Origin of the sequence: Enterobacter bugandensis (genome assembly GCF_900324475.1) — a bacterium.
Lineage (GTDB): Bacteria > Pseudomonadota > Gammaproteobacteria > Enterobacterales > Enterobacteriaceae > Enterobacter > Enterobacter bugandensis.
Genome location: NZ_LT992502.1, coordinates 1,020,657 through 1,046,628, shown reverse-complemented (window position 1 = coordinate 1,046,628; position 25,972 = coordinate 1,020,657). Strand labels below are relative to the sequence as shown.

Annotated in this window: 20 protein-coding genes and 2 pseudogenes; 10 read left to right on the top strand and 12 right to left on the bottom strand. The window is 53.3% G+C overall.

The window, feature by feature from the left end:
• Positions 1-2: 2 nt before the first annotated feature.
• Complete coding sequence (gene sbmA / locus DG357_RS04990) at positions 3-1,223, bottom strand: peptide antibiotic transporter SbmA (protein WP_028012117.1); 1,221 nt, start codon at positions 1,221-1,223, stop codon at positions 3-5.
• 114 nt (positions 1,224-1,337) lie between these two features.
• Positions 1,338-1,871 carry an isochorismatase family protein gene (locus tag DG357_RS04985; protein ID WP_048959627.1) on the bottom strand — a complete coding sequence of 178 codons (534 nt, stop codon included), beginning with the start codon at positions 1,869-1,871 and terminating at the stop codon, positions 1,338-1,340.
• A 204-nt stretch (positions 1,872-2,075) separates the two neighbouring features.
• On the opposite strand from DG357_RS04985, the gene ampH reads away from it, so the two are divergent.
• A complete protein-coding gene (ampH, locus tag DG357_RS04980) occupies positions 2,076-3,236 on the top strand; it encodes a D-alanyl-D-alanine-carboxypeptidase/endopeptidase AmpH (RefSeq protein ID WP_047367588.1) in 1,161 nt (386 codons plus the stop codon).
• A gap of 2 nt (positions 3,237-3,238) precedes the next feature.
• On the opposite strand, the gene DG357_RS04975 is transcribed toward ampH, so the two are convergent.
• Together DG357_RS04975 and DG357_RS04970 are read right to left on the bottom strand one after the other, a co-directional pair.
• Positions 3,239-3,865 carry a helix-turn-helix domain-containing protein gene (locus DG357_RS04975; RefSeq protein ID WP_048959626.1) on the bottom strand — a complete coding sequence of 209 codons (627 nt, stop codon included), beginning with the start codon at positions 3,863-3,865 and terminating at the stop codon, positions 3,239-3,241.
• Between the two features lie 89 nt (positions 3,866-3,954).
• Complete coding sequence (locus tag DG357_RS04970) at positions 3,955-6,729, bottom strand: autotransporter outer membrane beta-barrel domain-containing protein (protein ID WP_088205245.1); 2,775 nt, start codon at positions 6,727-6,729, stop codon at positions 3,955-3,957.
• A gap of 445 nt (positions 6,730-7,174) precedes the next feature.
• Here DG357_RS04970 and hemB point away from each other — a divergent pair, with 445 nt between their 5' ends.
• A complete protein-coding gene (hemB, locus tag DG357_RS04965; RefSeq protein ID WP_045259875.1) occupies positions 7,175-8,149 on the top strand; it encodes a porphobilinogen synthase in 975 nt (324 codons plus the stop codon).
• Positions 8,150-8,221: 72 nt separating this feature from the next.
• Positions 8,222-9,922 (top strand): lysophospholipid acyltransferase family protein, encoded by a 1,701-nt coding sequence (locus DG357_RS04960; RefSeq protein ID WP_088205246.1) that lies wholly within the window; start codon positions 8,222-8,224, stop codon positions 9,920-9,922.
• 69 nt (positions 9,923-9,991) lie between these two features.
• Here DG357_RS04960 and tauD read toward each other — a convergent pair whose 3' ends face one another.
• From tauD to mmuP, 6 genes are all read right to left on the bottom strand, one after another.
• Positions 9,992-10,840 (bottom strand): taurine dioxygenase, encoded by an 849-nt coding sequence (tauD, locus tag DG357_RS04955; protein ID WP_041911116.1) that lies wholly within the window; start codon positions 10,838-10,840, stop codon positions 9,992-9,994.
• Entirely contained in the window at positions 10,837-11,664 is an 828-nt protein-coding gene (gene tauC / locus DG357_RS04950; protein ID WP_041911117.1) for a taurine ABC transporter permease TauC, read from the bottom strand. Before tauC ends, tauD begins: the two co-directional genes overlap by 4 nt.
• Complete coding sequence (gene tauB, locus DG357_RS04945; RefSeq protein WP_048957570.1) at positions 11,661-12,428, bottom strand: taurine ABC transporter ATP-binding subunit; 768 nt, start codon at positions 12,426-12,428, stop codon at positions 11,661-11,663. The genes tauC and tauB overlap by 4 nt, the downstream gene beginning before the upstream one ends.
• Before the next feature lie 10 nt (positions 12,429-12,438).
• A complete protein-coding gene (tauA, locus tag DG357_RS04940) occupies positions 12,439-13,401 on the bottom strand; it encodes a taurine ABC transporter substrate-binding protein (RefSeq protein ID WP_088205248.1) in 963 nt (320 codons plus the stop codon).
• Between the two features lie 174 nt (positions 13,402-13,575).
• Positions 13,576-14,508 carry a homocysteine S-methyltransferase gene (gene mmuM / locus DG357_RS04935; RefSeq protein WP_048959544.1) on the bottom strand — a complete coding sequence of 311 codons (933 nt, stop codon included), beginning with the start codon at positions 14,506-14,508 and terminating at the stop codon, positions 13,576-13,578.
• Positions 14,495-15,895, bottom strand: a complete 1,401-nt coding sequence (gene mmuP, locus DG357_RS04930) for an S-methylmethionine permease (RefSeq protein ID WP_041911121.1) — start codon at positions 15,893-15,895, stop codon at positions 14,495-14,497. Before mmuP ends, mmuM begins: the two co-directional genes overlap by 14 nt.
• 337 nt (positions 15,896-16,232) lie before the next feature.
• On the opposite strand from mmuP, the gene DG357_RS04925 reads away from it, so the two are divergent.
• Together DG357_RS04925 and DG357_RS04920 are read left to right on the top strand one after the other, a co-directional pair.
• Entirely contained in the window at positions 16,233-17,342 is a 1,110-nt protein-coding gene (locus DG357_RS04925; protein WP_047367583.1) for an AI-2E family transporter, read from the top strand.
• A gap of 119 nt (positions 17,343-17,461) precedes the next feature.
• On the top strand, positions 17,462-19,246 hold the full coding sequence (locus tag DG357_RS04920) for a diguanylate cyclase (RefSeq protein WP_088205249.1): 1,785 nt from the start codon (positions 17,462-17,464) through the stop codon (positions 19,244-19,246).
• Between the two features lie 36 nt (positions 19,247-19,282).
• Here DG357_RS04920 and DG357_RS23095 read toward each other — a convergent pair.
• Positions 19,283-19,384, bottom strand: a pseudogene (locus DG357_RS23095) (LysR family transcriptional regulator); the annotation flags it as partial.
• On the opposite strand from DG357_RS23095, the pseudogene DG357_RS23365 reads away from it, so the two are divergent.
• The 5 genes and pseudogenes from DG357_RS23365 to DG357_RS04890 form a co-directional block, all read left to right on the top strand.
• Positions 19,361-19,507 (top strand): annotated as a pseudogene (locus DG357_RS23365) (L-dopachrome tautomerase-related protein); the annotation flags it as partial. The pseudogenes DG357_RS23095 and DG357_RS23365 overlap by 24 nt on opposite strands.
• Before the next feature lie 347 nt (positions 19,508-19,854).
• Positions 19,855-20,349, top strand: coding sequence for a molybdopterin-dependent oxidoreductase (locus tag DG357_RS04910; protein WP_028012099.1), 495 nt, complete (start codon positions 19,855-19,857; stop codon positions 20,347-20,349).
• 17 nt (positions 20,350-20,366) lie between these two features.
• Positions 20,367-22,304 carry a putative bifunctional diguanylate cyclase/phosphodiesterase gene (locus DG357_RS04905; RefSeq protein ID WP_047367578.1) on the top strand — a complete coding sequence of 646 codons (1,938 nt, stop codon included), beginning with the start codon at positions 20,367-20,369 and terminating at the stop codon, positions 22,302-22,304.
• A gap of 239 nt (positions 22,305-22,543) precedes the next feature.
• Positions 22,544-22,801, top strand: a complete 258-nt coding sequence (locus DG357_RS04895) for a YjhX family toxin (protein ID WP_028012097.1) — start codon at positions 22,544-22,546, stop codon at positions 22,799-22,801.
• 10 nt (positions 22,802-22,811) lie between these two features.
• Positions 22,812-23,558, top strand: a complete 747-nt coding sequence (locus DG357_RS04890; protein ID WP_088205251.1) for an SAM-dependent methyltransferase — start codon at positions 22,812-22,814, stop codon at positions 23,556-23,558.
• A 606-nt stretch (positions 23,559-24,164) separates the two neighbouring features.
• Here DG357_RS04890 and DG357_RS04885 read toward each other — a convergent pair.
• On the bottom strand, positions 24,165-25,880 hold the full coding sequence (locus tag DG357_RS04885) for an AIPR family protein (protein WP_088205252.1): 1,716 nt from the start codon (positions 25,878-25,880) through the stop codon (positions 24,165-24,167).
• Positions 25,881-25,972: the final 92 nt, after the last annotated feature.

The following is a 25,972-nucleotide window of genomic DNA, read 5'->3' as shown; positions in this document are numbered from 1 at the left end:
TATTAGCTAAATGTGTTGGTGACTTCCTGCAGGTCCCGATCGTCCAGCTCATGTTCAAAGCTGCGCAGACGTTTGTAGATGGACATCAGCTCCACCAGCGTGGTCCAGGAGTTGATCAGATACTGGAACGAGTTTCTGACCTGATCGAACACGTTGGTAATCTGGGTCAGTAAGCCCAGCGTGATTGTTCCCGCAACAATAGACGGGAACAACAGGAATAGTCCAAAAACAGTATCGACCTGCAGATAGAAAATACGGGCAATATTGAAATACATGTAGTGGAAATAGAGCCGGAAATAGTTGAAACGGACGTTGCGGAACAGCTCTTTTATCGTCGGGGGCGCAGCGCGCGTTGGGTCGTCCTCTCCGTAGACCAGCTCCTTACGATAGGCCGCTTCCACACGCTGATTCTTAAACTCTAAGCCCGGCAGCTTAATCCCGACGACGGCAAGCAGGCCTGTGCCCATAAGCGACCAAATCAGCGCCGGGATGAGCAGGCCGTACGGTAAATGTCCGACAATCGGCAATGCTGAAATATGCGGAGAAAGCGCGACCAGAATCGGTAAGAACGCAAACAGTTTCAGGATGGCATTAAGCAGGCTGACGCCCATATCCTCAAGCGTTGACGCAAAACGCATGGTGTCTTCCTGAACACGCTGAGCAGCACCTTCAATATGGCGCAGACGCTCCCAGTGGGTCATGTAGAATTCGTTCATCGCCGTACGCCAGCGGAAGACGTAATGGCTGACGAAGAAATTATTCAGCACCGCCACGGTGACAGCGATCATGGCAATGCCCATAAAAATTTTTAACTGATTATAAAGCTCGCCAATTGGCACCCTGTTAGGGGCGCTAAGCGCTTTCTGGATGAGATCGTAGAACGGGGCATACCACGCGTTAATGGCTACGCTCACTTCGACCAGAAACCAGGTGACAAAAATAATCAGCGACGTTCCGAGAATGGACCACGTCTGCCAGCGATGAGGGGAATAATTAAACCAGAACAGCGCAAACAGCCCGACGCACAGCGCGTAATAGGCATAAAACAGCAGATAGCTGAACGACCAGAAGCGCGCCGCGCTAATCGGCACCTCGCCTGTCGCCCCCACGATGCGTGTCAGCCATGCACCGCCGCCCGCCAGCCAGAACACGACTGCGATCAGTGCCCAAATAAATGCCGACAGGAAAAAAGGCCCCGGCTTTGGGAAAAAAGACTTAAACATGATACTTCCTTCTTGTTGTTATGGTTGTTGCTGTGCTCAACACATTACCACACGAATACCTTGCCCGAGCCGGACCCCGGCTCGGGCAAAAAGGTCAGACCCGTGGGTTGATTATTAGTTCGCTTTCCAGTTTTCGAGAATTGTTTCGGTGCGTTTCACCGCGACAGGGTTCGCCGGCGCAATGAAGTTTCGCCAGACGTCGTTGTGGTGGTGAATCAGGATCTGTGCTTCAGCAGCCGGGCGGTTGGCGGTGGTGTGGGCATCTTCCGCCACGGTAATGTGGTAACCCCGGCTGACGCCATTCTTGACCGTGGCGTCAACGCAGTAATCGGTGGCGCAGCCGCAGATGACAAACTCGCGAATGCCCTGCGCGCGTAACAGTGCCTCAAGCCCGGTGTTATAGAAGGCATCGCAGGCGGTTTTGGTCACGTACAGCGCACCAGCAGGTTGATGGAGTTCAGGCAGCAACGCAAACCCGTCACTTCCCTCTTCCAGCCCCCCGGCCTCGGCATGCTGAATAAAAATCACCGTGTCGGCAGCCTGCGTAAGCTGGTTGATCAGAGAGACACACGTCTCGCGCTGATGACGCGGGGTTTCAAACACCCCGTTCTGCATATCAACCACCATTACCACACGCTTTTCAGACATACCGTTCTCCGCAAGATTGAGTAACACTGGTGCCTATCATAAGCCCGATGTCACAAAATGGGAGAGCGCTCGCAGGGAAATTCTTCATATTTACCCATGGTTACGTTTTTCTCGCTATGGTTATGCTATTCGGGGCATTGCACGGTGCCGATTAGTAGTATAAATACCCATTACTTTCCTCATTCACTTCATGGATGCTTTTCGTTGAAACGTTGTCTGCTCTCTTTTGCCGCGCTGTGTGCGGTGAGCTTCTCCACCGCCCAGGCAGCCCAGCCGCTGACGGCGCCCGTTTTGGCTTCCGATATTGCCGATCGCTACGCGAACCTTATCTATTACGGCAGCGGCGCGACCGGGATGGCAATGGTGGTCATCGACGGCAACCAGCGCGTTTTCCGCAGCTTTGGTGAAACGCGTCCAGGTAATAACGTTCGTCCGCAGCTGGATTCCGTTGTGCGCGTCGCGTCCTTAACCAAGCTGATGACCAGCGAAATGCTGGTGAAGCTGCTCGACCAGGGCGTGGTAAAACTCGACGATCCGCTCAGCAAATACGCCCCGCCGGGTGCCCGCGTGCCGACGTATCAGGGCACGCCAATTCGCCTGGTGAACCTCGCGACGCACACCAGCGCTCTGCCGCGCGAGCAGCCGGGCGGCGCGGCGCACCGCGACGTTTTTGTCTGGCCAACGCGCCAACAGCGCTGGAACTACCTGAGCACCGCCACGCTGAAATCCGCGCCGGGCTCGCAGGCCTCTTACTCGAACCTGGCGTTCGATCTGCTGGCGGATGCGCTTTCAACGGCGGCGGGCAAACCTTACCCGCAGCTTTTTGAAGAGCAGATCACGCGTCCGCTGGGCATGAAAGACACCACCTTTACCCCTTCCCCGGACCAGTGCAAACGCCTGATGGTGGCAGAGAAAGGCGCAAGCCCCTGTAACAACACGCTGGCGGCCGTGGGCAGCGGCGGGGTCTATTCCACCCCTGGCGACATGATGCGCTGGATGCAGCAGTTCCTTTCTTCGGATTTTTACTCCCGCAGCAGCCAGGCCGATCGTATGCAGACTCTTATCTATCAGCGTACTCAGCTGCATCGCGTCATCGGGATGGACGTGCCGGGTAAAGCCGATGCGCTCGGCCTGGGCTGGGTCTATATGGCACCGAAAAATGGTCGTCCGGGCATCATTCAGAAAACCGGCGGCGGCGGCGGATTCATTACCTACATGGCAATGATTCCGCAGTCCAACGTGGGCGCGTTTGTGGTAGTCACCCGTTCTCCGAACACGCGCTTCGTTAATATGAGTGACGGCATCAATAACCTGGTGACCGAACTGAGCGCCAATAAAGCCCAGGTGCTTACTGCGTCTAACTGATCTTAATATTCCGTGGGCAAGCGGTTGATGCTGACCAGCTTGCCCCGGCTCATATTGATGTAGTTCCCCTGACGCAGCGCAGCCAGGACTTCTGCAACGACCGAACGTGAAATACGTGTACTACGCTGAATATGATTCATAACGCCAATTTTTGAGCGCAGCGAGTCATCCCACTCGGCCATATTGATCAACATCGCCCGGATCTGACTATAAGAGTTATTTCCCACCAGCTGCAGGTCACGCTTGCCCAGAATATGGTTAATCCATGACACCCAGCAGAAAGCATCCTGCCAGAGATGATTTTGCTGAATAAGTTGACGCGTGGCAGAGACCGGTAAATAAAATCCAGAACAGGTTGTGTGTGTCATCATGGAATATTCCAGATAACTATCATTTATCCATGCATTCAAACCATAGATAAAAGGTGCCTGCGCAATGCCCATCAGAAGTTCATCAGATTTACGATGGATAGCGGTAAGACCAGACTGTATTATAAAAGTAAATGGCTCATCATCATTATTGCCGGTTGTTATTAATTGCTGTGGTTCGATCTTAAAGGGGGTACCGGCGACTTCCAGACATTTTGCGAGCCGGCTTAATTCAGAAAGTGGTTTCGCATTAACGTTCATGCATACCTCAAAGCATCTGTATCTGTCGGTTCTTTATTATTTTTAAACCATATAAAAAAGCGGGGGAAAATATCCCCCGCGCTTTCTATTTACCAGGTATATTTCACACCCAGGTTTGCTCCCCAGTTCTGGTCAACGTCGCCGCCGCCCAGATAAGTCGCATCGGTGTAAGCACTGAAGTTTTTGGTGAAGCTGAACTGAGTGCCCAGCCCCACGCGAACCGCAGAGCCTTCGACGCCGTTATCAATGCTGTCAGAGTTGATATCAGCATTATTGTCAGCATCGTCATAGACGTAAGCCAGCTTGAAGTACGGGGTCAGCGCCTGTTCGCCGCCGTAGTTGAAGGTATAACCCGCATCCAGGCCAAGTTCATAACGCATGCTGTCGTAAGACTGACCATCGATACGCATGTCGTTGCTCAGCTGGTAGTCGTCGCCTGACTGGAACAGACCGGAAATCGCCGCATAAGGGGTGATATAGCCTGAGAGGTTTGGTTTCCAGTCATAGCCCAGCTTCATCCCGAAGCCGACAGCGTCAGAGGTTGTATCACCGTCAACATACTGACCGTTGCTCATCGTGGCTGAGAGTTCGTTGTTGAAGCGCGTGTAGTTCAGTGAGCTGTCGAGGAAGACGTTGTTCGCAAACGTCGCAGACGCGTAGATCATCGCAGTCTGGCTGTCCTGATCGACCTGACCCGTACGATCGCTGATATCGCCTTTCGCAAAACCAGCTGCACCACCGACGATCCACTTCGCATTATTACCGTCAATCTGCGTGTCCAGACCGACCATAATGCCGCTTACGTCCTGATCGTAGCTGACGGTGCCGTTATCCGCGTCAAAATTGCCGCCGAAATAGCTCACCCACGCTCCGCCGTTGTCTGCCAGGCCATGACGGCTGTTGGTCAGACGCGTACCCACGGTATCCTGCTGGAGATTCCAGATATTGGTGTTGGCAGAAGGAATGCTCAGCGCCATGTTGGCGTAGTCAGTCAGCTCTTTCTGCTGGAGAACAACGGTGTCACCCTCCTGCTGCGCCTGATAGGTATAAGCACCTAAATCAGCTTTGTTTGCAGCAGTAAAGCTGGCTGCGGTATCTGCGTTATTGTCGTAGACGCGAATGATCTCTTTGTTTTTGTAGTCGGCAACTGAACCAGCGCCGGTTGCATCGTCGATGCGCACCTTGTAGTTACCGGCAACGTCACCATTCACCGCCAGATGGCCGTCGGAGTTCAGCGCGACAACACCGTAGTCATACTCCGCGTTGTAGCGATCGTTAGTGATATAGCGTGCGTTGTTCAGATCACTGTTCAGCACATAATCGCGGCTGGCAACGTTGAGCACGCCGCCATCGGTCAGTACCATATTGTGCGTATCAACCTGACCCAGACCCAGCGCCAGCTCGGCACCGTTGTCTACGGTAATGGTGTTGGCATACAGCTCTGCTGTCTCTTCAGTCAGTGCCGCACGGCTATAGCTGTCCAGATACAGGCTGTCGGTTGCCACGGCTCCGCTGTCGCCAATATTCATGGTTGAAGCATTGGTCAGGGTGATTGAATCCGCCAGCAGGCCGGAGTTTTCAACATTGACCTGAGACTGGTTGTTCACCGTCAGCGCATCAATGTTGGAGACCTTGCGGGTATCCCACTCGGAACCGTTATCCAGCGCCACATTGAACAGGCCGCTTTGGTACACCTCTTCACCGGCAACGTGACCGTTGCTGTCGAAGGTAGAATCAGGCCAGATGCTGTTCGGGGACAGAGCGTGCCAGTCAACGTTGCTGTAGCCCTGGCCATACATCTGCGCAGTGCCGATAGCTTCAACGCTGGACTGCGCTGCACCGACCCACTTGCTGCCGTTAGTCAGCGTAACATCCAGTGTATCGGTACCGTCCCAGCCGTTGGTGGTTGGGTTATAGACACCATCTTCAGTGGTATCCGTTGCCGGATCGCCATTCTCGTAGAAGTTGTTATCAAAGGTGCTGGAGAAAAGAATGTCACCCGTTACGGTAGAGTGATCGAAGGTAGCGGTGGTCTGCATGGCGTTATCAGACGCGCCGGCCGCAACGATCAGCGCCGCATCATCCGCAGCCGAGGCGTTGGTTTCACCGTAGTCGCTCGGCTTCGCCGTTTGACCGTAGAACCCGTTGGTGCCCAGATCGCTGTACGCACCAGAGGTCAGTACGGAGTCTTTCACCACCAGCGTATCGGTAAAGACATTGCTGCTGTTAGCAACGCCTTCAACGCCGTCGTATGGTGTGTTATCCAGTTCCTGATAACCCTGCGTCAGCGTGATACCCGCGACGTGGGAGTTGTTCTGAATAACGATATCAGATTCAACGTCCAGGGTAATTGCGTTACCCAGACCATAGGTGTCCAGATAATGCGTTTCAGTATTCTCGCCATTGACGACATCATACGCGTAATGCTCGTAGGCATCGTTGATGGTGGAGTTATCAACGGTCAGGCTAAAACGATCGTACTGGGTATGACTGGTGCCGTCAGTATCCACGCCATCTGCACACGTCGTGGTCATACACTCTGACGTGATCATGCCGTTAATGGTGCTGTTAGAAATACTCAACGCGTTCGCACGGCCATTGACCCCATCATCCAGATAGTAAGTCGAAATAACACCGTTTACGGTTGATTTATTGATGACCGGATAAATGTCACCATCATGGGTGGCATCCGAGTAATCCCAATCTGCGTAGCCATAATACCACGGCGTAGATGCGGTATTATCATATCCAAAAGTATTATATGTCGTACCGGAAATATCTTTCGCATTAGCCTGAGAAGCGATAGCCAGCGTACAAGCTAATGCAAGTTGAGATACAACCAGTTTCTTTTTCCATGTTTGCATTGGGTCATCCCTCCTCAGGGACGTAAGCATGTTTGTCCGTAAATCAATTAGCAATGTTTAATTGCGGAGTGAATTATGCAGTTTCATTCAGAAAAGGTTCAATGAATGATTCATTTAAGTCCGTATCCAGACAATCAGCAGATGTAAAACGAGAGAAAAAGAGCGCTAAATATAAATACTATAAAGAAAAAGTCAAAATAAACTAAACAAGCAAAGGTGATATAAGTTTTATAAACAGATCATTTTTATTTATACATTCCCTTCGTAATAGAATTAACATCAATAATTCGAACCGACATTCCGCAGGATTAGTTAATTATATATAATTCACTGGCAATCATAGACAGGCCGCATTAATCGGTATCAAAATGCCCACTTTAGTAAAACACCTCACTTCACTTTGAGGTACACTAACCTTCTTTGTTCCACAAACATCAGGCATACCATGACCGATTTAATTGCACGTCCCCGCCGCCTGCGTAAGTCACCCGCACTGCGCGCTATGTTTGAAGAGACAACACTGAGCTTAAACGATCTGGTGTTGCCGATTTTTGTTGAAGAAGAGATTGATGACTACAAAGCCATCGAAGCCATGCCGGGCGTGATGCGCATTCCTGAAAAATACCTGGCCCGCGAGATTGAACGCATTGCCAACGCGGGGATCCGCTCGGTGATGACCTTCGGCATCTCCCACCATACCGACGCCACCGGCAGCGATGCATGGAAAGAGGATGGCCTCGTGGCCCGCATGTCCCGCATCTGCAAAGATACCGTGCCAGAAATGGTGGTCATGTCCGACACCTGCTTCTGCGAATACACCTCCCACGGGCACTGCGGCGTACTGTGCGATCACGGCGTGGACAACGATGCCACCCTGCTGAACCTCGGCAAGCAGGCGGTCGTGGCTGCCGCTGCGGGTGCGGACTTTATCGCGCCCTCTGCGGCGATGGACGGACAGGTTCAGGCTATCCGTCAGGCGCTGGATGCGGCAGGCTTTACCGACACCGCCATCATGTCCTACTCCACCAAGTTTGCCTCTTCCTTCTACGGCCCGTTCCGTGAAGCGGCGGGTACGGCGCTGAAGGGCGATCGTAAGACCTACCAGATGAACCCGCTGAACCGCCGGGAAGCGATTCGTGAATCCCTGCTTGATGAAGCCCAGGGCGCAGACTGCCTGATGGTGAAACCGGCTGGCGCCTATCTCGATATTCTGCGCGACATCCGCGAGCGCACCGAACTGCCGCTGGGGGCATACCAGGTGAGCGGTGAATACGCGATGATCAAATTCGCTGCGCTGGCCGGTGCCATCGACGAAGAGAAAGTGATCCTCGAAAGCCTGGGCGCGATCAAACGCGCGGGCGCGGATCTGATCTTCAGCTACTTCGCGCTGGATCTGGCCGAGAAAAAAATCCTCCGCTAATCTTCACCAAACTGCAATACAACCGACATCTGCTCCTTCTACTGTCTTCGCAAGACGGCAGGAGGAGTAATCATGTTTAGCCTCGATAGCGTTCTCGACGATCTTTGGCCTCAGGCGAGGCCTGCACCCTGGCAAAAAAGTCTGTTAAAAAGGCTGTTTTACGAAGAAGAATTCCAGCAGTTTGCCGCCGCTCACCGCCACCTGAAAGGACTGGATATGGTGGAGCAAGTTCTGGAGCACCTTGATATTCTCTGCACCGTTTCCGCCCGCGATCTCGAACAAATCCCCGAACATGGCCCACTGGTTATTATTGCCAACCACCCGACAGGCACGCTGGACGGGCTGGCGCTGATGTACGCCGTCTCCCGCGTGCGGCGCGACGTTAAAGTCGTGACCAACCGGATGCTGACCCACCTTGAGCCTCTCAGTTCGCTGTTTATTCCGGTGGACAATATGGGCGGCAGGACGGCGAAATCGTCTCTGGTTCAGATGGAGCAGCATCTGCAAAACGCGGGCGTGCTGATCTTCTTCCCGGCGGGTGAAGTTTCACGCCCCACGCGCAAAGGCATTCGCGATAAAAAATGGCACTCCGGCTTTATCAAACTCGCCAGCAAGCTGCGCGCCCCGCTGCTGCCGGTGCATATTCAGGCGCATAACAGCCTGCTCTTTTATGCCAGCACGCTGGTGTCGCCGACATTGTCGATGCTGCTGCTAATGCAGCAGATGTTCCGCCGCCGCCACAGCCAGCTGCCGATTAAAATCGGCCAGCAAATCGCCTGGCATCACTGGCATAGCGCCACGCTTTCGTCACGTGAGATGGCCGAGCAGTGCCGTCAGCACGTGATGCGTCTTGGCAAGGGATTGCCTGGCGTCTTCAAAACCCAGTGCGCCATTGCCCGTCCGGAAGACCGGGCCACCCTGAAACGCGAGCTGGCGCAGGCGGAGTGTCTGGGTAAAACCAGCGACGGTAAAACCATCTACCTGTGGCAGCGCAACGGGCAGGAAGAGGCGCCTCTTCTGCGCGAACTGGGCCGCCTGCGCGAGATTGCGTTTCGCGCGGTGGAGGAAGGGAGCGGTAAACGCCGGGACACCGACAGCTACGATGACGATTATCTGCACCTGATCCTCTGGGATGAAGAGGATCTGGAGATCGTCGGGGCGTATCGCTTTATGCCGACGGCCATGCAGATCGAAAAGCGCGGCGTTGAAGGTCTGTACAGCTACAGCCTGTTCCACTACGACGACAAAATGCAGGACGTGCTTGAGCACGGCATTGAGCTCGGGCGCAGCTTTATTCAGCCGCGCTACTGGGGGCGTCGCGGTCTGGACTATTTATGGTCCGGCATCGGGGCTTACCTGGCGCGTTACCCACATTATCGCTACCTGTTTGGCCCCGTCTCCATCTCCGGCGGCTTACCGCCTGCGGCACGGGATCTGCTGGTCGCCTTTTACCGCCTGTGGTTCCCGGCGACGCATCCGCTAGCCGCGTCACGTCAGCCGTATCCGGCATCCTTACCGGACGTGCTGGCACAGTTTGGCGGCTTGGATTACGTGGACGATCTGACGAAGCTGAAATCCCTGCTCGGCAATCTGGGCTGCGGCATACCGCCGCTGTATAAACAGTATTCCGAGCTATGCGAGCCCGGCGGCGTGCAGTTTATTGATTTTGGCAGCGACCCGGCGTTCAACAACTGCGTAGACGGTCTGGTGCTGGTGGATTTGTGCTACCTGAAGGCGAACCGATATCAGCGGTATATTGAGGCGCACCTTTAATTGGCCGGCAATTGTGCACCGTTTTCGCCGGGTGGCGCTGCGCTTACCCGGCCTACGGGTACTCCAGGATCAGGGGCGGTAAAATGGCTTATCGCCCAAAATCGTCGCACGCTGCATAATCCTTCGCTGCGGCAGATAGTCCGCGTTGGCGTAGTGCTGCGTCACGCGGTTATCCCAGATCGCCAGGTCGTTCTCCTGCCAGCGCCAGCGCACCTGAAACTCCGGTTTAGTGATATGAGCGAACAGGAATCCCAGCAGCGCGTCGCTCTCTTTCTCCGTCACGTCCACAATGCGCGTCGTGAATCCTTCGTTCACGAACAGCGCCTGCTTGCCCGTGACCGGATGGGTGCGCACCACCGGGTGCAGCAGCGGCGGATGCTTCGCCACCGCTTCCAGCCAGCGCTGATGCTCCTCTTCGCTTTTACGGTACTTATATTCCGGGAACGATTTTTTGAAATCGTGCTCCGCCCGCAGGCCGCTCAGCAGCGTCCGGAACGGCGCAGAGAGCGCCTCAAACGCCGCAATCCCGCTCGCCCACAGCGTATCGCCGCCGGTCTCTGGCAGTAATTTTGCTGCCAGAATCGCCCCGGCGGGCGGCGTCTCGATAAAGGTGACGTCCGTGTGCCAGTTGTCGTTGTCAGGCGGGTTATCGTTGTGGGTATCCAGAACGATAATCTCCTCCACCCCTTCCGCATGCGGATAGACCGGGTGGATATGCAGGTCGCCAAAACGCAACGCCAGCGCGCGCTGCTGCTGCGGGGTGATCGCCTGCTCGCGCAGGAACACCACCTGATGGCGCAGCACCGCGTGGTACAGCTGCTCAAACTGGTTATCGCTCAGCGGGCGGGACACATCCAGGCCCGACACCTGCGCGCCAATATACGGCCCCAGCGGGGTGATGGTCAGTCGTTCACTCATTGTATTTCTCCATGCCAGGGCGTCAGGCGGCGCTGTAGCGCGCGCAGCCCCAGTTCTAATCCGAAGGCGATCGCGGCAATCACCGCGATCCCTGCCAGCACCACGTCAGTCGCCAGGAACTCTCCCGCCGACTGAACCATAAACCCTAATCCTCGCGTGGCGGCGATCAGCTCTGCCGCCACCAGCGTGGACCAGCCCACGCCGAGGCCGATGCGCAGCCCGGTTAAAATCTCCGGCAGCGCGCCGGGTAGAATCACGAACAGCAGCACCTGCGTGCGGCTGGCCCCCAGCGACTGCGCCGCACGAATGCGCACCTGCTGGGCACTCTTCACGCCCGCCAGCGCCGACATGGCAACCGGCGCGAAAATCGCCAGATAAATCAGCAGAATTTTCGACGTTTCGCCGATACCGAACCAGATCACCATCAGCGGCAAATAGGCCAGCGGCGGCACCGGGCGGTAAAGCTCAATCAGCGGGTCAAGGATGCCGCGCACCGTCGGGCTTAGGCCCATCGCGATCCCGACCGGGATACCGATAACCACCGCCGCCAGCAGCGCCACCAGAATGCGCGTCAGGCTTGCGCCGAGATGCTGCCAGAGCGTAGCGTCCATAAAGCCCTGCGGCCCGGCGATGGAGATGAGTTTCGCCAGCACCTGTCCCGGCGGCGGCAGAAACAGCGGGCTGACCCACTGCTGGGCCGCAACCGCCCACCACGCTGCCAGCAGCACCAACAGCGTACCGACGCTCAGCGTAATTTGACGTGAGAAAGGCCAGCGCAGCGCCAGACGCGTGCGGCGCGTTTTTTCACTAAAGACGATGCTCATGAGAAGGCCTCCCGCTGTTCGAACACGCGGCTTAAGACGTATTCACGCTGCTCAATAAACCGCGGATCGGATTTGATGCTGCGCACGGGTTCTCCCGCGACGTAGCGGCGTGCGAAATCCAGCGGCAGCCGCTCCAGCACGCGCCCCGGCCCCGGCGAGAGCAGCACCAGCTCGGTCGCCATAAACACCGCCTCTTCGATATCGTGGGTAATTAACAGCACCTGCTTGCCCGTCTCATGCCACAGGCGCAGCAGCAGGGTTTGCATCTGCTCGCGGGTAAAGGCGTCCAGCGCCCCGAACGGCTCGTCCAGCAGCAACAGCTGCGGATTCGCCGCCAGCGCGCGGGCGATCCCGACGCGCTGACGCTGGCCGCCGGAAAGCTGCCAGATAAAGCGTTTTTCCGCCCCTTCCAGCCCCACTTTTTTCAGCATCGCCCGCGCGGTTGCCAGCCGCTGTTCACGGTTCACACCCGCAAGCTGTAGCCCAAACGCCACGTTCTCCTGCACGTTGCGCCACGGAAGCAATCCTTCGTTCTGAAAGACCACGCCGCGCTCGGCGCCAGGGCCATCCACCTTTTTGCCTTCCAGTTGAATGGTGCCGTGCTGATACGGTACAAACCCGGCGATCAGATTCAGCAGCGTGGTTTTTCCGCAGCCGGACGGGCCGAGCACCACCAGCAGTTCACCGCTGCCCAGCGTCAGGTTGATGTCCTCCAGCGCGGGTTTACCACCGTAATCGGCATACAGGTTCGTAATGTTCAGCATGGCGAACTCCTTATTTCACAAAGCGGTCGGTGACGTACTGACTGTAATCCGCCGCGACCGCAGGCACTTTGCCCTGCTCTTTTAGGAAGGTGGCGGTATCTACAATCGCTTTGCTCACCGGCCCGTTTAGCTGCTGCACCTGCTGCGCGGGGGTCAGATAGGTATTGCCCCTCACCAGCGCCGGCACGTCCGCTTCCGGCACGCCGCTCAGGCGGGAGAGTTTTTCCAGGTTGGCGGGCTGCTTCAGCCACTCATCCGGGTTGCTGATGTACGGCTGCTGGGCGGCAATCGCGCTTTTGGCGAAGGCTTTCACCACCTCAGGATGTTTCTCGGCAAAGTCTTTGCGCACCACCCACACGTCGAGGGTCGGCGCGCCCCACTGGCCCACTTTCTCGGAGTCGGTCAGCACGGTGCCGTCTTTTTCCAGCTCGTTTACTGCCGGTGCCCACACGTAGGCCCCGTCAATATCCCCGCGCTGCCAGGCGGCGATAATCGCCGGCGGCTGAAGATTGATGATTTGCACTTGCCCCGGCTTGATGCCCCAGTGTTTGAGCGCCGCCAGCAGGCTGTAGTGGGTGGTGGAGATAAACGGCACGGCGATGCGTTTGCCGATCAGGTCTTCCGGTTTGGTGATGTTTTTCTTCACCACCAGCGCTTCGGAATTACCGAGCTGAGAGGCGAGGAGGAACACCTCAATCGGTACCTGCTGGCTGGCCGCGACCGCCAGCGGGCTGGAGCCGATATTGCCAATCTGCACGTCGCCGGACGCTAACGCACGCACGACGGACGCGCCGCTGTCGAACTTGCGCCAGTCGACTTTCGCGCCGCTCTCTTTCGCAAAGGTATTGTCCGCCTGCGCAACCTTCGCCGGCTCAGCCGAGGTTTGATATGCGACGGTAACGTCCACCGCCTGCGCCTGAAATGCCCACAGCGCCAGCGCGCCGAGAAGTGTGATTCGCGATGAAATTGCCATAATGCCTGCTCCCCTGTTGTTATGAGGGCAGTATTTCCGGCGCGGGAATTTTGATAAAGGAATAAAAAAGAATCGCTAATGACGATTCGTTTTTAGAAAAAAAGCGGGAAAGGATAGTTGATTTTGTGCGGTTGGTTTGTGCCGGGTGGCGCCTGCGCCTTACCCGGCACAAACTCAGCGCTGCGCGTTCAGCTCTGCAATATCCTTCGGCGTGGTGCGACAGCATCCGCCGATTAACTTCGCTCCAGCCGCCAGCCACTGCGGCAGATACCCCGCCAGCGTCTCGCACGCTTCGCCGTGGTGGTGCCAGGTTTTGGTTACCGCATCATAATGCTCGCCCGAGTTCGGGTAGACCACCAGCGGCAGCGGCGTCAGGCTTTGCAACTGCTTCAGCGCCGCCGTGGTGTTTTCCAGCGCGATACAGTTGATGCCCAGCGCGACGACCTGCGGATAGTCCTCCAGAGAAGAAACCACCTCCCGCAGCGGCGTACCGTCGCTCAGGTGCTCGCTGTCGCGAAGGGTGAAGGAGAACCACGCCCGTGCGCGGGGATACGCCGTCAGCAACGCGGCCAGCGCCTTTATTTCCGTGAACGACGGCAGCGTTTCGCAGGCCAGCAGGTCTGCACCCGCGTCCAGCAGCGCTTCCACGCGCGGGCGATGGAATTCTGTGAATTCTTCGGCACTGCGCACGTAGTCGCCGCGATACTCTGAGCCATCTGCCAGATACGCGCCGTACGGCCCAACGGAGCCCGCTACCAGCAGCGTGCCCGCGTGCGGGTTTTCGGCCAGGTACGCTTCGCGCGCCTTACGCGCCAGCTCCACGCTTTTGCCAATCAGCGCGCGGGACTGCGCCTCATCCAGACCGCGTGCCGCAAAGCCCGCAGGCGTGGCCTGGTAGCTGGCGGTGATCGCCACCTGCGCGCCCGCGCGGTAGTAATCAAGATGCACTTCACGGATAAGATCCGGGTTTTCCACCAGCACTTTGGCCGACCAGAGGCTGTCTGCAAGGTTACAGCCGCGCGCTTCCAGCTCCGTTGCCATTGCGCCATCCAGCACCACAAACGGCTGTTTTTCAAGGATGGCGGTAAGCGGATTATTCTGCGACATGTTCAGGCTCCTGCGATGTCATATTTCGGGTCAGGTAGTAGGCACCATAACACAGGGCGACGAACGGAAGCCCGCAATAAAGGGCAATGCGCTGGCTGGGGTCAAACCACAGGCCGACGCAGGCCACCACGCAGAGGATAAAACCGAGCACCGGCACCAGCGGATACCACGGCGCGCGGTACTGCAGCGCAGAGAGCGGCTGGCCGGACTGCAGATGACGGCGACGGAAAACGAAGTGCGACGCGCAGATGCTGATCCACACCGCCACCACCGCAAAGCCAGAAATGGCCGAGAGTGCGACAAACACCGTGTCCGGGGCCACCACGCTTGAGAACAGCGCCAGCACGCCGCCGAGCATGGAAACCGAGAGCGCCGTCAGCGGCACGCCGTTTTTGTTCACGCGGGCAAAGCAGCGCGGGAGCGTTTTCTCATTCGAGAGCGACCACAGCATGCGCCCGGAGGCGTACAGCCCGGAGTTCGCCGCCGAGAGGATCGCCGTCAGGATCACGAAGTTAAAAATATCAGCGGCATAAGGAATACCGACCTTTTCAAACACCAGCACGAACGGGCTTTTTTCCACGCCCGCCTGCTGCATCGGGATCAGCGCCGCCAGCACAAACACGGTGCCGATAAAGAAGATGATCAGCCGCGCGATGGTGGTGCGGATCGCAACCGGAATGACCTTGTGCGGATTTTCCGTTTCACCCGCTGCGATGCCGATAAGCTCGGTCCCGGAGAAGGCAAAATTCACCGCCACCATGGTCATCAGGATCGGCAGGCCGCCGTGCGGGAACCAGCCCTCGGCGGTGAGGTTGCTTAAGCCCGGCGCGGGTGAACCGTCCTGCATCGGGATGAAACCAAAGACCGCCGCCCCGCCGAGGATGATAAAGGCGATGATGGTGATGACCTTCACCAGCGAGAACCAGAATTCCCCTTCGGCAAAGAAGCGCGTGGAGATGACGTTAAGGCCGAAAATCACCACGCAAAAGACTACGCACCACGCCCAGACGGGCACCTGCGGGAACCAGTACTGCATGCAGAACCCGGCGGCGGTAAAGCTCGAGCCGAGCGCAACCGTCCAGGTGAGCCAGTAGAGCCACGCCACGGTATAGCCCGTCGCCGGGCCGAGATAGCGGGCGGCATAGACGTGGAACGCGCCGGTTTCCGGCATCGCCACGGAGAGTTCACCCAGACACTGCATCACCAGCCAGACCACCAGCGCGCCGATCAGGTACGCCAGCAGCGTGCCCGCCGCACCGGTGGTGGAAATGATGTATCCGGTATTGAAGAATAACCCTGTCCCAATCACGCCGCCCAGCGAGAGCATTATCAGGTGGCGTGTTTTCATGGTGCGCTTAAGCTGTCCATTTTCTTGTTGTGTTTGCATATTACCTTCTATACGTATGGACATCTAAACATCCAAAGAAGGTGTTATACCGCGATTGTTAATAAAAAGCTAGATGACCAGACGTAAACGGGCACGCCGCGCGCTGAGTCTGGGGTGGGTTGTGAGGATCACATAAAGAATGGGACGCCAGGCCATAAGCACCTCCGCAAGCAGATACTAACAGCATGGTGCGGGAACGTGCGATCTTCGGTCAGTCGAAAGTGCTATCCGAGAAGCGCAAATTCATACTGCGATATTGCTGAACTGGCCGCCGGGTTGGTAATTCTCGCAATCGGTTCTATAGTCGTCACAGTTTCTTAGTAACCAGGACTGACTGATGCGCTTTAACGGACTGACCAAAGGTTTCTTTATTTTCATTCTCGCCCTTGTGACCTGGGCCTTCTTCGACGTGCTGTCGCCCTATTTCTCCGCGATACTGTGGGCCGCTATTCTGACCGTCATTTTCAACCCGGTAAAAAACAAATTGCGCGCCGCTCTGGGGGATCGCAACGGGCTGGCCTCGCTGCTGACGATTGGCATTATCTGCCTGATCGTCTTCATCCCGCTGATGGTGATCCTCTCCTCGCTCGCCATTGAGCTGAACGTGGTTTACACGAAGCTTCAGGAGAACAACACCCAATTCCCGGAGGTAGTGGCGAGCATCTTCAACCACTTGCCGGACTGGGCCAGCGGCTTCCTGGCGGATCACAACCTGACCAACGCGGCGCAGATCCAGAAAAAACTCTCCGACGTTGCGCTGCAGGGCGGGCAGTATCTGGCGGGCAGCGCGTTCCTGATCGGCAAAGGCACGTTTGGCTTTGCGATTAGCTTCGGCATCATGCTTTATCTGCTGTTCTTCCTGCTGAAGGATGGACCGTATCTGGTACGCCAGATCCTCGACTCCCTGCCGCTGTCTGATTTTGTTAAACAGCACCTGTTCGCCAAGTTCGTCGGCGTCTCCCGGGCGACGGTGAAAGGGACGGCAGTGGTGGCCGTCGTTCAGGGCACGCTTGGCGGGATCGCGTTTGCCATCGTGGGCATCGACGGCAGCGTGCTCTGGGGCGCGCTGATGGCGTTCCTCTCGCTGGTCCCCGCCGTCGGCTCGGCGATTGTCTGGGTGCCAGCCGCCATTTACCTGTTCGCCACGCACCAGCTCTGGCAGGGGCTGTTTATTGTTGGCTTCTTCGTGATTATTGTCGGGCTGGTGGACAATATCCTGCGCCCGCTGCTGGTGGGGAAAGACACCAAAATGCCGGACTACCTGATTTTAATCACTACCCTCGGCGGTATGGAGCTGTACGGCATTAACGGCTTTGTGATTGGGCCGCTCATCGCCGCGCTGTTTATCGCCTGCTGGAACCTCTTCTCCGGCCGCGATCACGCGGGCAATGCCGAAGAGCTGGACGCCGAGTTCATCGAAGAGGGAAAAAACTCTCCAGATTTGTAGGGACGTGACGATAACGACCACATCAGGCGGCGCTGTGCCGCCTTTTTTTTCGCCTTAAATCATACGTTTTCTATAATTTGAAGAACGCCATCCTCTTTATGCAGTAAAAGGATCTCCAGGTGCGAATCGCGACAATAACCAACTGGGCCTACGGTGCCACGGTCTGCCTGACTATCGCCTCCGGCATTATCATGCTGATGGCCTCCGGTGCTGACACTGCCGAACGTCAGGCCATTGAACTACGTCAAAATTTTGATGAGCTTACAGAAAATATTGAAACCGACGCCTGGAAACAGTCCGATTTAGCGCGCCTGTATGTCATCAAAAAAAATCCGCAAATCCTGGATGAGTACAATGCGTCAGAGAAAAAACTGAAGAGCATCGAGCTGAAGCTGGAGAAACTGCAGGACACCGGCGCTTCAGATGACGAGCTGGCCCTGCTACATGATGGTTTAAAAATCATTGATGCACTGCAGGATGAGCAGCAGGCAGCACTGACGAGCGCGGCCCGGGGTGAAGATGCGCAGGCCGTTGCCCTGCTCTATGGCATGCCCTACGAGCAGGAGCTTGAGCGCGCACAAACCCAAATCGATCGCTTTCGCCAGATACTCGACAAACGTGTCATTGCCTCCGTGCGGGAGGCGACGAAAAAATCGAAAGCGCTGCGCACGGCTTCTGAAGTGATGGTTGGCCTGACCGCCCTGCTGTTCTTGTTTGTGCTCGGCTTTATATTAAAACGCCGCGTGCTGCGCCCGGTGGTACGCCTGAGCGACGTGGTTCACCGTCTGGCCTCTCAGGACTTCGCCGTTGAAACGCCCAACTTTAACCAGATTGATGAGATTGGCGATATGGCCCAGGCCATCCGCATCTTTCGTGAAAACGGCCTTGCGCGACAGCGTCTGGAAAAAGAGCGTGACGCCGACTGGGCCATCCGCGAGCTGCTGGCGCGTATGACGCAGCGGCTGCAGGGGTGTGAAAACTTTGACGATGTGATCAACGTGGCGGAGCTGTTTGCGCCCAATATCGCGCCGGGGATAGCGGGCCGGCTCTACGTTTTTGACCGCGATCCGTGGCAAATGCGCTGCGTCGCCCAGTGGCTTTCACCGGCAGATGATGAGGCCACGTTCCACCCCGATGCGTGCTGGGCCGTGCGTCGCGGTCAGAGCCACCCGCCGGTTAACGGTGAACCGGATGTCGCCTGCTATCATCTCCCAGAATCACAGGCGGAAAGCGCACTGTGCGTACCGCTTATCGCCCAGGGCGAGGCCATTGGGTTGCTCTCGTTCCAGAACATCACCCCGGAAAATGCTCCTGCACGCGCGTATCTGGAACTGATGGCCGAGGCGCTCGGACTGGCGCTGGCGAATCAGCGCCTGCGCGACGCGCTGCTGGAAAAAGCCTTGTTTGACCCGCTTACCGGCCTGCGTAATCGTCATCATCTGGAAGACACCCTGCACACGCAAATGACGCAGGCCATGCGCAACGGCGAGCCGTTAAGCTGCATGATGATCGACATCGATCACTTTAAAAGCATTAACGACCGCTTTGGTCACGAGGCTGGCGACCAGGTAATCAAAAACGTGGCGACGATTGTTCAGCGGGCCGCGCACGACGGCGGGCTGGCATTCCGCTACGGGGGCGAGGAGTTTCTGGTTCTGCTTCCCGGGGCCGGTGAAGCAGAAGCGCACGCCTGCGCGCAGAAGATTTACAACGGCGTGCATGCGCTATCGCTTCGCTACGGGCTGACCGAGATTGGGCCGGTGGATGTGTCAATTGGTATCGCCAGCTATCCAGAGCATGCTCAAAGTGACAACCTGCTGCGCGCCGCGGACGTGGCACTGTACCGGGCGAAAGAGCTGGGACGCTCGCGAATTGTGAGTTTTGGGATGCTGGAGGCGGGTTAAGAATAAGACGCTTTTTTCATGACGGAGACACCCCCGTCATTGTTCCGTGGTCAGAAGATCGATCATGGCCCGGGTGGCAGCCGACTGACGCCGGTGAGGTGCATAAATCAGCGAGAAAGGCCGGCTATACGTCCGGACGGTGACCTGATCTTCACCTCAAGCAGCCTCAATGACCACTTTGCTGGCGCGGTCAAACCCGGTCATGAACGCTACGAGCTATGGCGTTTGCCGCTCAGCGCTTCACCGGGCGCAAAAAAGTAACGGAGCACCGTGCTGAACAATCGCTAAATATGACGACGCCGCCCATTGGGTGGCGTTTTTTTTACCTGTCCATCACAGGTACATTCTTTGAGGTGAGGATATAACGCTCAATTAAAGCGATCGTTTTTTAAACGTAAGAGAGTTTATTCAAGTAAGCGTAGCGTGCCTCAAAAAAAAGAGGTGTTGTATGTGATTGAAATCACTCTTCCGCAACCTCATAACCATTTGATTACATTGCAATTACCCCTCATTCGCGTACAGAAGTAATAGCGACGCAATAAAATACATAAACTACTGTGATAACTAAATTATAATTCATATACTTCTGTGCAAAAGTGGAGGCCATAATGCGATTAATCCTAATGCTGGTATGCTGTCTGGTTCAGAGTTTAGCCTGGGCGGGTGAACTGCCGAAACCCGCCGGAAAACCCATTTTGACGATTTACGGGAATATAGAAAATACTAACGAAGATGGAAAAGCAGTGTTTGATCTCGCAAGCCTTGAAAAACTCGGGATGGTGAGTTTCGAGACGACATCTCCCTGGTATACGGGCAGGACGAAGTTTGAGGGTGTTCCAATGAACAAACTCATGGATTATGTTGGAGCAAAGGGTTCTGTCGTTAATGTTATTGCCCTTAATGATTACGCAACCGCTATTCCTCTCAGCGATTTTAAGAAATATAACGCTATTCTTGCCTTAAAGATTAATGGCGAATATATGCGTATCCGCGATAAAGGCCCATCATTCATTGTATACCCTTATGACAGTCTTCCTGAGTTGAATAATCAAATTTATTACTCGCGTTCAGCATGGCAGGTTAGCAAAATGAAGATTGAATAGCAGTTCAGGAGAACATAATGAACAGGATACTGGTTGGTATCATTTTTTCTCTTTTTATCACGACGGGATATATTGCATTTCTTGTTTACGATCGTCAGCAAGAGCTGCAAAAACTGACTCACTACACTGAGTCCTGGTCCGTGGCTCAACTGGTATCAGAGTACTACCGATTTGAATCATGGCTTGGTCTATACGCAACCGATACCGATGACGTTACGATAGACCAGGCCCGCATGCGTCTCGAAATTATGCTCAGCCAGGGCGAGTTACTGAACGGGGGAGACTTAGGCCGCTATATTGAGAGCGATAAAACGCATCAAGAGATCGCTGCACGCCTGAAAGAAATACTGGCGTATCTGGACAGTAACCTGGAAAAAATGAGCCATGAGGAATTAAAAAAGTACCTGGCAAATATGCACCTGCTCGACGCGCCGCTCAGTCAACTGTCTTCAAGCGCATTAACCAAAGATATTAACACAATTAATGAATCCAACCATAAAATACAGATCCTATATTATATTTACTCTGTACTTTCGTTACTTCTGGTGATATTAAGCTTTATTCTGGGATTCTTAATGATCTATCAGAATAAAAATATTCTTAAAGCCCACATGCAGGTTAAAACCCTCGCTGACGAACTTCAGCGGTCAAAAGAAACACTGCAAATACAGAATTCGAAGCTGGAATATGATGTGTATCATGACTCCCTTACCGGCATGAAAAACCGTCTGTTCTTCTGGGACGATCTCAATAAAATTACCCTTCAGGCAGATAAAAACCATACCCCTGTCACGGTGATGTTATTTGATTTAGACCGGTTCAAAGAGGTCAACGATACCTATGGCCATGACGCCGGCGATTTACTGTTGAATCAGGTATCCCGACGGCTTACCTCAATGAGTAACGCGACGGATACGTTTTACCGCCTGGGCGGTGACGAATTTGCACTTCTCTCCAGCGGCCTGACCGAGAACGCGGCGGTTTCGCGCGCCAAAGAGATTAGCGCTCACATCAGTCTGCCCTATACGATCAATAACCAGCTGATAAAAATTGCCACCTGTGTAGGTATCGTTTTATCTGATAATGAGCGGCGCTCTGATTATCTCTATAAATTTGCCGATCTGGCCCTCTACGAAGCCAAAAAAGAGGGCTCACAGCAGATAAAAGTCTTCCGTCAGTGGATGCTGCAGAAGCTGCAGGAAAGCAGAACCCTTGAGCATGATATGGCTCTCGCGATCAGCAACCATGAATTCGTTGTTTATTACCAGCCTATTGTCGATTCATTCAGCAATGAAATTTACGGCTATGAAGCGCTTATTCGCTGGATACACCCGGTAAAGGGGATTTTGTCGCCTGATTACTTTATTTCTGTTGCTGAAAAAACAGGGATGATCAATGAGATTGGCAAAAATGTGCTTGAACTTGCCTGCCGGGAGGCGGCTTCCTGGGCGGTTCCGGCCAGAATCTCGGTAAACGTCTCACCTGTTCAGCTGGGGACTAAATCATTTACGGCAATGGTTCAGTCCATCCTGAAAGAGACAGGCCTGCCGGCCAGCCGCCTTGAACTGGAAGTTACGGAGTCTTCGCTCTTCAGTGACAGCAACACGCCGCTCACTATTCTCAAAAAACTCAGATCGCTGGGGGTAAAAATCTCCATTGATGATTTCGGAACGGGTTATTCCTCGCTCTCGAGGCTGAGTGAACTCAATTTTGATAAAATTAAAATTGATAAATCCTTTGTGAATCCGATATCCACCCAAGACGACGCGCTTAATATCGTTAAACTGATAACCGGCATGGCGAAGAGCCTCAATATGCGGGTCATTGCAGAAGGTGTGGAAACCGAAGCGCAGCTTGAACGGCTTCAGGCGCTGGGCTGCGATCTCGTGCAGGGCTATCTGTTCGGAAAGCCACAGGCTGAAATCGATAAAAATATAAAAAACGGTACAGTGTGATCTTACCGGGATCACACTTTTCAACCCTGGGTATACACATACAATGACCGGGTGTTATCATTCACCCCGTAAATACCTTTCAACTCAATCCGAGGCTTTGATGCTGGAGAATGTAATCATCCGATAATCAGCTCCCCGACCTTTTCAGGCCGGACTGATTATCAATGCGCCGAAATCGAATGCGGACACCGCTGTGTGTTTGCACGTTTTGCACATGATGATTAAACAGGTTTTCCAGTATGAATTTATCCCGTCAGGAACAGCGTACCTTACACGTTCTCGCCAAAGGTGGCCGTATTGTGCACGTCCGCGATACGTCCGGCCGCGTCACCGCCGTTGAATGTTACAGCCGTGAAGGGCTATTGCTCAGCGACTGCACTCTCGCCGTTTTCAAAAAGCTCAAAACCAAAAAGCTGATCAAATCCGTTAACGGTCAGCCCTACCGTATCAATACTACCGGGCTGAACAACGTCCGTGCTCAGCCTGATAATCGTTAAGGAGAGGATGATGGATATCCCACGCATATTTACTGTTAGCGAAAGCGAACACCGCATTCATAACCCCTTCACGCCAGAAAAATATGCCACGCTGGGGCGCGTGTTACGCATGAAGCCAGGCGCGCGCCTTCTCGATCTCGGCAGCGGTTCGGGAGAGATGCTTTGCACCTGGGCACGCGATCACGGGATTACCGGTACCGGCATCGACATGAGCCTGCTCTTTACCGCGCAGGCAACGCGGCGCGCAGAGGCGCTCGGCGTCAGCGAACGCGTCCATTTTGTGCATAACGACGCGGCTGGCTACGTGGCTGATGAACAATGCGACGTGGCGGCCTGTGTTGGCGCCACGTGGATTGCGGGCGGCGTCGCCGGGACGATGGACCTGCTGGCACAAAGCCTTAAGCCCGGGGGAATCATGCTCATCGGTGAACCTTACTGGCGACAGGTTCCCACAACGGAGGAGACGGCTCGGGCTTGCGGCGTCTCGTCAACCGCAGACTTTCTCACCCTGCCCGACCTTGTCGCGTCTTTCGATCGCCAGGGCTATGACCTGGTCGAAATGGTGCTGGCAGATCAGGAAGGCTGGGACAGATACGAAGCTGCGAAATGGATGACCCTGCGCCGCTGGCTGGAGCAAAACCCCGACGATGATTTTGCACAGGAGGTGCGCACGGAGCTGACGGCAGCGCCTAAGCGCCATGTGGCTTACACAAGGGAATATATTGGCTGGGGTGTATTTGCGTTAATTGCACGATAGGAGGGAGTGGCGGTATAGCCTGAAGGGGCTATACCGGCCTTAAGCATGAAGCGCTCAGCATTGTGAACGCTGCGCTACGCCTGGCATGAAAAAACTTCTATCATTGCTTTTTCCGTTACCGCATTCAGTCTGGAGAATGTTTGCTTCCTGCTAATTTGGATCCGAATCGTTGAAGATAACGTTCAGTAAATCCGTCTCTGCTTCAACCTGAGCAGGAGAAGACGCAACAGTTGAATGCTCAAACATGCGCTTAGAATTGATGCGAATTTGGGAGCTTCTTTCCCAAATCTGCCCCATCGTGCAGATAAGAAGGGAGCTAATGATGCGTAACTTTTTGAGAGAACTGGTGCGATAATAGGAGTAAAACAGCAACCATCACTTAATTGATTCATAAGTAATTTTATTCATTTTAATTTATAAGGTACCCCCAAAAGTACCCCCACACTGCCTACTATGAACATGGACAAGAAATCATCACTTTTATTTGTTCTTTAGGTACTGAGCAAATAATAACCACGATTTTAAATTTACCGCACGGAATGAAGATAAGTTATAAATTAAAAAATAGGGTTCACAATAGAACCCTATAATATTTAGAAGTGCATACTAAAGCTCACTATCGGACAACATTTCGCACACTGATTCCCTGAATCGTACCTGAATCATTTTTCGTGCATCAGTGAGGTTCACATCGCTGAACGGATAATAAGAATATAAAGCCTCTTCAAGCATATTGATGCATTTTTCATAGTTCCAATCTTCTCTGACTTTATGCATGTAAATTATATAGAAAATCTTCTGTTCTATTTTCTGAATGCTATCGGTTGAAGATGAATAAGCCTTTTTTATTTCGTAATAACTTTCCACTAACTGTGGTGCATTTGAAAAATTAAAATTATCTTCGCTAAATATGCTATCGTAGTATTTCCCAAAAATATGTTGCTTTTGGTTTGAAGATTTTTCTGGAAAACCTTGATAAGCGAAAAGTATCTGACCGAATTGCTCCATACTAATTTTGTATCGGTATTCTTTTTCGTCATGAATACCGGTATCGCCATTTTTTCTGGAATAAATAATACCATGCTCATCTAGTAACTGTTCTAATTGTATTTGCAATGTGCTTAAAGATTTCAAGTCCACATTAGAAATAGAGTTTTGACTGTTTGTGTATTCCGCTATTTTATTTGCAGTTTCATTATTGGATGCATTGAATATCCGAACAAGAAGTTCGCCCTTTGAAATATATTCTGTAATATTAGATTTATCCACCGCATTAAAATCATGAAGTGTTCTAAGCGTTTGCCCACCATTTAAGACTTGGATTCCAGATAAACTGATTCTTACTTTTCTGTGACCATTTACTGGATGAGCTTTAATATCATTAGATACTATAGTTAATCCATTGTTATACATGAATAATTTATTTGGTTCCTCACGCAAGGTTTTGGCTATGCCAGCATTATAGCGCGAGCGTTGAACAAACCCCCTCACGTTATCGAAAAGAACCCCAAAATCTATTTTTTCGTTTGCTAATAATTCAAAGTTCTCACAATTGTGATCTCCGCGTAAATCAGCATTGCGACAAGTAATTCTTATTACATCGGCAGCATTTAGTCTGATGACATACGATTTAGATGTCGAAATTGAGCTCTCTGAATAAGACATGAGAGAATCATTGTCAATAATCAATTCCGCATTAATTGGAGCGGGACGTATTGACATAATACTTGTTATATGTGGAAGGCATATAGATATAACTTCCATGTCATATACATTTTTCAATTGTTGGATAGCACTTTCATCATGCTCTATAGGCAAAGCTTCATTGCTCACCATATATAAAGAAAGTTTCCATACTTCATTACCATTGAGTAATTCATTGATTTTTGTCACATACAACGCCAACTTCCCGTCTAAACCATCGACACTTTCATTCATAATACAATTCACAAGTTTTGTTGATACAAAAGCTTCATTAAAACTTTGCTTCTGGTCAACCTTGAATCGTTCTCTGAACTTAAAATTAAATAACTTTATTTCCTTATCTTCACTATCTATAAATATCGCATCAATACCATGATCATCATTTCGGTTACCATATAAATACGAGTTGTATTCAGTATCTGTAATGTAATCACTAATTCGATCTATATCTTTTTCATTACATAATGATTCAAGCATGAAGAGATAAAAACCAAACCTTTGTTGTAACTTAAGTTCATTCACTTCTTGAACAAATTGATTAGTTTTACTGAATAAATCAAAGTATTTTTGGCATTTAATATTAAGCAACTTAAAATCATTAATACTTACATGCGACATCGTATAGTCCTTTTAAACAGATGATTTTTATCCATTATGCCTTACAGGACTGATTTCTGCTTGTGATCTACCGCTCGTTAAATCAAATATTG